Below are 9520 nucleotides of genomic sequence, written 5' to 3'. Positions count from 1 at the left end.
GTTCCTCCCCGGAACGGGGAGGTGGCAGCCCGCAGGGCTGACGGAGGGGTCGAAACCTCTCGTCAAGACGCACCGTCCCGACCCCTCCACCACCGCCTACGGCGGCGGTCCCCCTCCCCGTTCCGGGGAGGAACTAAAACGTCCGCAACCGGTCGTTACCCGCCCCGCTCCCTTTACCGCGGTCTTTGCATGATCCAGCTGAACGCCATCGCGTTAAAGATCGTATAGAGGCCATAGAGCATCAGCGCGGCGAACCAGTTTCGCGTCGCGATCGCCATCGCGCCGACGAGCAGTAGATATTCGAAGACATAGGTGATGTTCGGCCCGGCCTTGTCGGCGAGCGGCTTGACCATCTGCTGGATCAGCGGATCGTCGCTTTCCATGAAGGCGCGGTGCATCGCGAAATTGCCGATGCCGGCGCAGAAGATGGCGATCATCGCGATGAGCATAGGATTGCAGATGGGGCGGCCGGGGTGGAAATACCAGAAACTTTCGGGTTATAGGGGCGCATCATACGCGCGCCGGCCCCGCGCGGACGATCGAACGAACCCGGCTTCCGCCCCCGCAAGAAGGACGTCTTCGGTGACAGCTCTCCCCCGCCTGGCCACGCTTTGCCTGCTGCTTGCTCTTGCCGTTCCGTCGGCGCATGCGGCGCAGGAACCGGTCGACCCGCCGCAGCCGAATCCCGTGCTTGTCGACCCGGTGCTCGCCAATCCGGTTCCCACGGCAATGATGGAGCCCGACCCGGTATTGCCCGGCGCAGTGCGCGCGATGATCGACGCCGCCTTTGCGAGCGGCGACAATGACGATGTCGAAGCGGTGGCCAAGGTCGCCAGACGGACCAACCCGCGCAGTATCGGCGAAATCGACGCGCTCCTCGCATATTATCGCAGCGAGCATCCCCCCGAGACGCCGCCCGACCCGGTGGGCAATATGCTCGCGGCCGCAATGGCGACTGCCAAGGATGCCGAAGTCGAGGCGGTGGCAAAGCTCGCGAAGGAAACCAATCCCGAGAATGCGGCCCAGATCGAGGAACGGCTCCTCGCTTATCGCGCCGAACGAAAGCGCCTGAGGGACGAGGCGGCGGCGGCCGAGCGCGCCAGGCTGGCGGCGGCGAAATTCTGGCAGAACTGGAAGGGCGAGGGGCAGATCGGCGCGTCGCAGAGCAGTGGCAACACCGAGTCCGTGGGGCTGAGCGCCGGCGTCGCGCTCGCGCGCAAAGGGATCGACTGGACGCACAAGTTTCGCGCGCAGGCCGATTATCAGCGCACGGGCGGCAAGACCTCGGTCGAACGCTATCTGACCGAGGTGGAGCCGCAATATCGGATCAACGACCGCACCTTTGCATTTGGCCTCGGACGCTGGGAACATGACCGGATCCTCGGCTATGACACGCGCTGGAACCTGTCGGGCGGGCTCGGTTACAAGGTCTTCGACAGCAAGAAGATGACGCTGAGCCTGAAGGGCGGGCCGGCGTTTCGCCAGACCGACTTCGTGGACGGCGAAGAGGACACCGAACTGACCGCGCTCGCGGGGCTCGATTTCGGCTGGCAGATATCGCCGACGCTGCGGCTGACGCAGGTCGCGTCGACGATCATCGGCGAGGCCAACGGGTCGACCAGCTCGCAGACCGCGCTCAGCGCCAAGCTGACCGGCGCGCTGTCGGCGCGCATCGCCTATTCGGCGCAGATCGACACTAGCCCGCCGCCGGGGATCGAGAGCGTCGACACGCAGACGCGCTTCACCCTGGTGTACGGCTTCTAAAGATCCTCCCCGTCGCAGATGGGGAGGGGGATCGCCCCCAAAGCGGGTGGTGGAGGGGTTTCGACGTCGCGTCATTACCCCTCCGTCAGCGCTTCGCGCTGCCACCTCCCCATGGCGCCGCCATAGGGAGGATCCGATTCAACTCCCGTCGAACGCGTCGGCCCCGCCGATCTGCTCGCCTTCGGCAAGCAGGCCGGCGCCGGGCACATGGTTGAACTCGATCCGGATGCCGTCGGGATCCTCGAACAGGATCGAATAATAGCCGGGTGCCCAGGGCTCTTCCTGCGGCGCATGGACGATATGAATATCGTCGCGGGTTTTCAGGAAGGCGCCGACGGCGTCGACCGCGGCGCGGTCGCGCATGCGGAAACAGGCGTGGTGCAGCCCGGGTGCGCCCTGATCGAACCGTTTTCCGGTGTTTTCGGGGCTGCCCGTGCGAATGCCGATCGCGGTGCGGCCGCCCACGCCATAGAGCATATAGTCGCTGTCGAGCACGATCTTGAGATCGAGATAGCCGATCATCGCGCGCCAGAAGGCGGTCGATCGTCCGAAATCGCCCGCGGTCAGGATTACATGCGCGACGCCGTTGAGGTCGTTCATTTGCCGGTCCTTATTTGACGCTCGCCAGCACGTAGAGGAATTCGGCGAAGCCCATCGTCGCGTCGACGAGTCCCGCCACCTTGGGATTGGTCGAATCGATGAGGAAATATTCGTCGGGGGCGTGCGCGCCCGATCCGTGGCCGATGCCGAAATGCGCCGCGGGGATCGACACCGGTGGCGCGGTGAAGGTCGAGCCCGGCTAGCTGCCCGCCATCCGCGGGTTGAGGCTCGTCGCGACGCCGAGCTTCTTATAGGTCGCGAGCTCCGAGCGGACGAGGCGGCTGTCCTCGGCGACTTCGGTCGGGTCGTAGCCGCCCGACACATTCACCTCGACGTCGGTGAAGCCATGTTTGTCGAGATGCGCGCGCAGCTTCTTTTCGGCCTCGGCGCGCGTCTGGTTGGGGACGAGGCGGAGGTCGAGTTTCGCGACCGCCTTTCCGGGCAGCACCGTCTTGCCGCCGGGGCCGGTATAGCCCGCGACGAGCCCTTCGATATTGACCGTTGGCTCCTGCGCGAGGCGGGTGAGCGCGTCGGGATAGGAGAGATTGTCGATCCAGTGGGTGACGCCGAGCGCGGCCTTCTGCTGCGCCTCGTCGCCTGCCTTCGCGGCTTCGCGGATCAGCGTCTTTTCGCGGTCGGTGAGCGGGCGGACATTTTCGTACCAGCCCTCGATCGCGGGCTTGTTGCCATCGGGGGTGACCAGCGTCTGGAGCGCCTGTACCAGCCGCCACGCGGGCGAATCGACCATGGCTTTGAGACTCGAATGCACGTCGCCCTTTGGCCCGCGGCCCCATTTCTCGCCGCTCGCGATCAGTTCGAGTTCGATGATGCCTTTGGAGCCGAGGTTGACGGTGACGTTGCCGGTCTTGCCCTGCGACGCGAAGGGGATGAAGATGCCCTCGCATTTCTTGAGCGCGGCGAGGATGTTGGGCTTGGTCGCGATCTGGCGGAAGTGCGGCGATCCGATCTCTTCCTCGCCCTCGCAGACGAGGACGATGTTGACCGGCAGCTTGCGCCCGGCAGCGCGGATCGCGTGGAGCGCGGCGAGGAAGGTCGCCTCGGGACCCTTCTGGTTCACCGCGCCGCGGCCCATGATCGCCTGCCCGAAACCGGGGCGCTCGACCATCTTGCCCTCGAGCGGCGGCGACGACCATTCGGCCGGGTCGAACTGTTTGACGTCGTACATGAAATAGATGCCGAGCGTGCGCTTCGCGCCGACGTCGATCGCGCCGAAGACGCCGGGATGGCCGTCTGTCGGCACGATCTCGACATTGGTGAAGCCCGCGTCCTTCGCGAGCTCGGCCATATAGGCCGCGCCCTCTGCCATGCTGCGGTTCTCGGCGGCGATCGAGGGTAGGGCGATCCAGTCGCGGATGCGCTTGATCGAGGCGTCCTTGCCCGCCTCGGCGGCCTTGCGGATGTCGGTCATCGTTCCCGACTGCGCCCAGAGCGGGAGCGGTTGCATGAAGGTGGCGCCCGCCCCGAGTATCGCGGCGCCGCGCAACATGTCGCGGCGGTTCAGTCGGTTAAGCTCACGGAAATCCATCCTGCGTCCCCTGCCTGCTTCGTATGCGAAGCAATGTGCCGCATCGGCGAGGAAACGCAAGGTCGTGTCGGGGACTTACCGTTACGGGCGCGTTACGCCCTCTCCAGCAGCCCCTCGTCCTTGATCCGCTTCTGCCACAGCATCGGTGCGTTGACGTGGACGTTCTGGCCTTCGCTGTCGACCGCGACGGTGACGGGGAAATCCTGGACCTCGAACTCGTAGATCGCCTCCATGCCAAGGTCGGCGAAGCCGACGACCTGACTGCCCTTGATCGCGCGCGCCACGAGATAGGCCGCGCCGCCCACGGCCATCAGATAGGCGCTCTTGTGCTTGGCGATCGATTGCGTCGCGGCGGGACCGCGCTCGGCCTTGCCGACGCAGGCGAGCAGGCCTTGATCGAGCATCATGTCCATGAACTTGTCCATGCGCGTCGCGGTCGTGGGTCCTGCGGGGCCGACGATTTCCTCGCCGACCGGGTCGACGGGGCCGACATAATAGATGACGCGACCCTTGAACTGGACGGGGAGCTCTTCGCCCTTCGCGAGCATGTCGGCGATGCGTTTGTGCGCGGCGTCGCGGCCGGTGAGCATCTTGCCGTTGAGCAAGAGCCGGTCGCCCTGTTTCCAGCTTGCGACGACCTCGGGGGTCAGATTGTCGAGATCGACGCGGATCGCCGCCTTGTCGGGCGCCCAGTCGATCTGCGGATAGTCGGCGAGCACAGGCGGTTCGAGAAAGGCGGGGCCGCTGCCGTCGAGCGTCACATGGGCATGTCTTGTTGCGGCGCAATTGGGGATCATCGCGACGGGCTTCGACGCGGCGTGGGTCGGCCAGTCGGCGATCTTGACGTCGAGCACGGTCGCGAGACCGCCGAGCCCCTGCGCGCCGATGCCGAGCGCGTTGACCTTTTCATAGAGCTCGATGCGCAGTTCCTCGGTCGGGTTCGATGGCCCGCGCGCGAGCAGTTCGGTCATGTCGATCGGGTCCATCAGCGACTGCTTGGCGAGCAGCATCGCCTTTTCGGCGGTGCCGCCGATGCCGATGCCGAGCATGCCTGGCGGGCACCAGCCGGCGCCCATCTGCGGCACCATTTCGAGCACCCAGTCGACGATCGAATCCGACGGGTTCATCATCTTGAACTTGGATTTGTTCTCGCTGCCGCCGCCCTTCGCGGCGACGTCGATCACGACCTTCGCGCCGGGGACCATCTCGACGTTGAGCACCGACGGCGTGTTGTCCTTGGTGTTGACGCGGCTGAACGCCGGGTCGGCAAGGATCGAGGCGCGGAGCTTGTTGTCGGGGTGGAGATAGGCGCGGCGCACGCCCTCGTCGACGACCTGCTGGAGGCTGCGGGGGCTGTCGAGGCGGCAGTCCATGCCCCATTTGATGAAGACGGTGACGATGCCTGTGTCCTGGCAGATCGGGCGATGCCCCTCGGCGCACATGCGGCTGTTCGACAGGATCTGCGCCATCGCGTCCTTCGCGGCGGGCGAGACTTCGCGTTCATAGGCGGCGCCCAAGGCGCGGATATAGTCCATCGGATGGAAATAGCTGATGTACTGGAGCGCGTCGGCGATCGTTTCGATGAGGTCGTCTTCGCGGATGATCACGGTGTTCATGTGCAGCCTTTCGCCCTTTTTTAAGGATTCGCGGCCTCCCTAGACCTGCACGGCCGGGGTGGACAAGGGGTCAGGTGCGGCGGCGGCCGAAGACGCGGCGGGCCGGTGAGACGGGTTGCGGTTCGTCGGACACGGGAGCCGCATCACCCAAATCGACAAGCGGACGCTTGCGGGCGAACGCCCGCCAACTGCCCGCCGCGGCGAGCGCGAGGAGCAGCAGCCAGCCGCCCGCCGCCGATGGGATCAGCGCCCAGGCGAAGGCGGCGGGGGTGATGATGGCCATCACGGTCGGGATCGTGGCGAGGATCGCGATCGTCCCGAACAGCGCCCACCAGCGCCCGATCTGCGTCGCCGCAGCGCCGATCATGACATTGGTCGAGGCAAGCAGCAGGAATTTGGCGGCGACGGGATAGGGCAGACTCGCCATCGCGGGCGAATAGTCGCCGAGCGTGAAAGCGGCCTGGATGTCGAAAAGCAGGTAATTCTCCCATGCGTCGCATAGCGCCGCGGCGACCGGCAGCACGGCGGCGGCAAGAAGCGCGCGGCGGCGGAGTTCGTGCCAGAGTGCGATGCACCCGCTGGCGAGAAAGCCGGCGTAGAGCAGCATATAGAGATAGTCGCGCTCGTTGCCCGTCCGCATCGCGGCGAGACGCGTGACCTGCTCGGGGTCGGTATAGAAGCCGAAGATCGCTTCGAGGTCGGCCTGACCGCCGGCGAATTCGAAGGCAAGGACGGGCGCGCCATAGCCGGGCGCGATATCATGGCCGGTTTGCGGAAAAACCTGCCCCAAGTGAAGGCCGAAGAGGAGCGCGGCGATGCCGAACGCCAGCGTCCAGACCCACGCGCGTGTCGGCGCGGCCGGCCGCGACCGCTGCGCCTCGATCCAATGCTGGAGCCCCCCGATCGGCATTCAACCGTCCGGTCGAGCGCGCTCGCTCACCTTATTGGCACTCGGCGCATTTGCCGCGCACTTCGATCACCGGGCGTTCGGCGGCGAAGCCCGTCGCCTCGGCCGCGGCGCGGACGCCGCCCGAAATCTTGTCATTGTCGACATGCACCGCGCTGCCGCACGTATCGCAGATCAGGAAGATGCAGTCGTGGAGGCAGCCGGGATGGCTGTTCGCGACAAAGGCGTTGGCGCTTTCGACGCGGCGGACGAGGTTGTTCGCGACGAACAGGTCGAGGATGCGATAGACGCTGTTCGGCGCGACGCGCTTGCCGCGTTTCTGCGAGACGATGTCGGCGATTTCATAGGCGCTCGCGGGCTTGCCGATTTCGGCGACCGCGTCGAAAATCTGCGCGCGCATGTCGGTCCATGCTTCGCCCGCGCCCTCGAGCGCGCTCTGCGCCGCCTTGGCGAGCGAGGCGCCGCTGGCCTCGACGTGCGGATGGTCATGCTTGCCCATTGGCGTTTTCCTTGCGCCGGATAATCCCACGCTAACTATCGTCGCAATGTAGGCTGTTTAGGGAGCGCCCGCAAGTTGCGGACATCTCCGATGCGGTGGAATCAGTGCCGCGCGCGGCGGTTGAGGTCGTGACCGAGCGCGACGACCGCGACGCCGATCATCGTCGCGATCACCTCGCTGCCGTCGTGCGGCCGCGACAGCGCGCCCGCCATCATCCCGAGCCCGAAGCTGCCGACCGCGAAGGGCATCATATAGCCATGGCTGAGCACGCCCGACACGAGGGTGATCAGCGCAAAACCGATCGCGATGACGAGTCCGATTTCGTGGAACAAGTGATTGTCGAGAAACACCCCGCCGACCGAGGCGATCGAGGCGAAGAAGATCGTCGTCGCGAGGCAATGGACGAGGCAGAGCCCCGACAGGCCCATCGCCAGCTGGTCGCCGCTCAAGGATGTCAGCGGACGCGAATCGCGCGCAGCCCGGACCAGCGCGCTGAAGCGCGTCAGGACAGGGGCAGGGCTGGCGACTTGGGTCACCCGATTCTCCGTTGGTGCAATTGCGAAGGTTGATATGGCATATCATGACAGAGGTTACAATGTCTCATTGTAACAATTCATATCTCCTCGAGGTTTATTAAACGCCCGCCTTCGCGGGAGTGACGAAGAGGGGGATTAAGCTCCGGTCTCCGCCCTCAATGCCTTACGGTCGAGCTTGCCGATCATCGTCTTGGGCAGATTCAGCCGCACCTCGACGGCCTTCACCCGCTCATGCTTGCCGAGCTGGGGGTTGAGCCATGCGGCGAGCGCTTCGCCGCTCACCTGGAAACCGTCCTCCAGCGTGACGAACGCCTTGGGCGCCTCGCCGCGATAGGTGTCGGGGACGCCGAGGACGATCGCCTCCTTCACCGCGGGATGTTCGTAGAGATGCGCCTCGATCACGCTCGGATAGACCTTGAACCCGCCGACCGCGATCATGTCCTTCAACCGGTCGACGATGCGGATATAGCCATCCGCCTCGATCACCGCGACGTCGCCGGTGCGCAACCAGCCGTCGTCGGTGAAGCTGTCCATATCAGGCTTTGGGTCGGCGTCGGGCCGGTTCCAATAGCCCTGCATGATTTGCGGCCCCTTCACCGCAAGCTCGCCGGGCTCGCCGTCGGGGGCATCCTTCGACGGATCCTCCTTGTCGAGCAGGCGGATGTGCGTCGCGGGGAGCGGCTGGCCGATCGTGCCCGGCCGGATCGGGCCTTCATAGGGGTTCGTCGCGACGACGCCCGAGCTTTCGGTGAGGCCATAGCCTTCGACGAGCGAGGCACCGGTCGCGGCGGCGAATTTTTCGCGCAGCTCGGCGGGCATCGGGGCACCGCCCGAAATGCAGATGCGCAGGCTGGAGAAGTCGGTCTTCGCCAGATCGGGGTGATCGAGCAGCGCCTGGTACATCGTCGGCACGCCCGGGAGCGCGGTGGTTTTCGTGCGCGTGATCGCGTCGAGCGCCTGCTTCGCATCGAAGCGCGGCAGCATCGTGATCGATCCGCCGTTGAGGATCGTGCGGTTGAGCACGCAGGTGTTCGCGAAGACGTGGAAGAAGGGGAGGACGCCGAGGATGCGATCGGCGGCGTCATGGTCGGGGTCGATCGCGTTCACCTGGCGCGCATTGGCGGTCAGATTCTGATGCGTCAGCTTGGCCCCCTTTGGAGTTCCGGTGGTGCCCCCGGTATATTGGATCAGCGCGATGTCCCTTTCGGCGTCGATCAGGGCCGGTTCGGGTTTGCCGTCATTGTCGATGAGCGCCGAGAAACGGATAACGCGCGGGTCGGCAGGCAGCGCCGCGACCTCGCTGCGCTTGAGCAGGCGATAGAGTAGCGACTTCGCAGCTGGCAGCCCGCCCGCGACCGACCCGACGACGAGCTGTTTGAGGCTCGACCCGTCGAGCACCTTGAGCGCGGTCGGAAGCAGCGCCGCGGCGCTGATCGTGAACAATGTGTCGGTGCCCGAATCCTCGACCTGCGCCTCGAGCTCGGCGACGGTATAGAGCGGCGAGAAATTGACCACCGTCGCCCCGGCGGCGAGCGCGCCATAATAGGCGGCGACATAATGCGGGACGTTGGGGAGGAACAGGCCGACGCGGCTGCCCTTGCCGATACCCTGCAGCTGTAATCCGCGTGCGACGCGGGCGGCGCCGCGCGCGACCTCGGCATAGCTGAACTGGCGGCCGAGGAAATCGAGCATCGGCGCATCGCCGCGGCGCAGGGCGCTGGCGGCGAGCATGTCGGGCAGCGACAGCGGAGCAAACTCCTGGTCCCAGGTCGTGGGATGTCGATAACCGGTCGACCAGGAAAAGCGGCTGTCCATCGGGGGTGATATCCTTCGGCAAGATGTTGCGTTCCTTACACTAGGGTCAGTAAGGTGATTTGCAACCGGGCTCGCTTGCGGCGCGCAGCCCGGACCGCTAGGCAGCGCATATTGTCTTCGCCAGGGGTTTTGCCATGCTGCAGCTGTCATCGCGCGTCGCCGCGCCGCTCGTCCTTCTCGCCTGCGCGCTCGCCGTTCCGGCCGCCGCGAAGGACAAGGGACCGCCGGCGCCGCCCG

The 9520-nt window shown here is 65.8% G+C and carries 10 protein-coding genes; 1 reads left to right on the top strand and 9 read right to left on the bottom strand.

The genetic code is table 11. From position 1 onward, the window contains the following. Window positions 1–173: 173 nt before the first annotated feature. Window positions 174–449 carry a hypothetical protein gene (locus VJ811_RS04845; RefSeq protein ID WP_324071147.1) on the bottom strand — a complete coding sequence of 92 codons (276 nt, stop codon included), beginning with the start codon at window positions 447–449 and terminating at the stop codon, window positions 174–176. Window positions 450–582: 133 nt separating this feature from the next. Here VJ811_RS04845 and VJ811_RS04840 point away from each other — a divergent pair, with 133 nt between their 5' ends. Continuing rightward, on the top strand, window positions 583–1764 hold the full coding sequence (locus VJ811_RS04840; protein WP_324071146.1) for a DUF481 domain-containing protein: 1182 nt from the start codon (window positions 583–585) through the stop codon (window positions 1762–1764). Between the two features lie 138 nt (window positions 1765–1902). Here VJ811_RS04840 and VJ811_RS04835 read toward each other — a convergent pair whose 3' ends face one another. The 8 genes from VJ811_RS04835 to VJ811_RS04800 all read right to left on the bottom strand — a co-directional run bounded on the left by VJ811_RS04835 (window position 1903) and on the right by VJ811_RS04800 (window position 9283). Further along, window positions 1903–2364 carry a VOC family protein gene (locus tag VJ811_RS04835; RefSeq protein WP_324071145.1) on the bottom strand — a complete coding sequence of 154 codons (462 nt, stop codon included), beginning with the start codon at window positions 2362–2364 and terminating at the stop codon, window positions 1903–1905. 10 nt (window positions 2365–2374) lie between these two features. After that, window positions 2375–2536, bottom strand: coding sequence for a hypothetical protein (locus VJ811_RS04830; protein ID WP_324071144.1), 162 nt, complete (start codon window positions 2534–2536; stop codon window positions 2375–2377). Between the two features lie 27 nt (window positions 2537–2563). Further along, window positions 2564–3910: a M20/M25/M40 family metallo-hydrolase gene (locus tag VJ811_RS04825; RefSeq protein WP_324071143.1), complete on the bottom strand. Its 1347-nt coding sequence runs from the start codon at window positions 3908–3910 to the stop codon at window positions 2564–2566. A gap of 92 nt (window positions 3911–4002) precedes the next feature. Next, window positions 4003–5526: a fumarate hydratase gene (locus tag VJ811_RS04820; RefSeq protein ID WP_324071142.1), complete on the bottom strand. Its 1524-nt coding sequence runs from the start codon at window positions 5524–5526 to the stop codon at window positions 4003–4005. Window positions 5527–5596: 70 nt separating this feature from the next. Beyond that, window positions 5597–6436 carry a hypothetical protein gene (locus tag VJ811_RS04815; protein ID WP_324071141.1) on the bottom strand — a complete coding sequence of 280 codons (840 nt, stop codon included), beginning with the start codon at window positions 6434–6436 and terminating at the stop codon, window positions 5597–5599. A gap of 31 nt (window positions 6437–6467) precedes the next feature. Then, window positions 6468–6932 (bottom strand): Fur family transcriptional regulator, encoded by a 465-nt coding sequence (locus VJ811_RS04810; RefSeq protein ID WP_324071140.1) that lies wholly within the window; start codon window positions 6930–6932, stop codon window positions 6468–6470. A gap of 101 nt (window positions 6933–7033) precedes the next feature. Continuing rightward, window positions 7034–7468 carry a MerC domain-containing protein gene (locus tag VJ811_RS04805; protein WP_324071139.1) on the bottom strand — a complete coding sequence of 145 codons (435 nt, stop codon included), beginning with the start codon at window positions 7466–7468 and terminating at the stop codon, window positions 7034–7036. Window positions 7469–7603: 135 nt separating this feature from the next. Then, the gene (locus VJ811_RS04800) at window positions 7604–9283 is read right to left on the bottom strand and encodes an AMP-binding protein (protein WP_324071138.1); all 1680 of its coding nucleotides are present in this window, start codon (window positions 9281–9283) and stop codon (window positions 7604–7606) included. Between the last annotated feature and the right edge of the window lie 237 nt (window positions 9284–9520).

Source organism: Sphingopyxis sp. (assembly GCF_035250425.1).
In the GTDB taxonomy this organism is placed as follows: domain Bacteria; phylum Pseudomonadota; class Alphaproteobacteria; order Sphingomonadales; family Sphingomonadaceae; genus Sphingopyxis.
The sequence above is the reverse complement of the archived record's forward strand: the minus strand, read 5'-3'. Positions and strand labels throughout refer to the sequence as shown.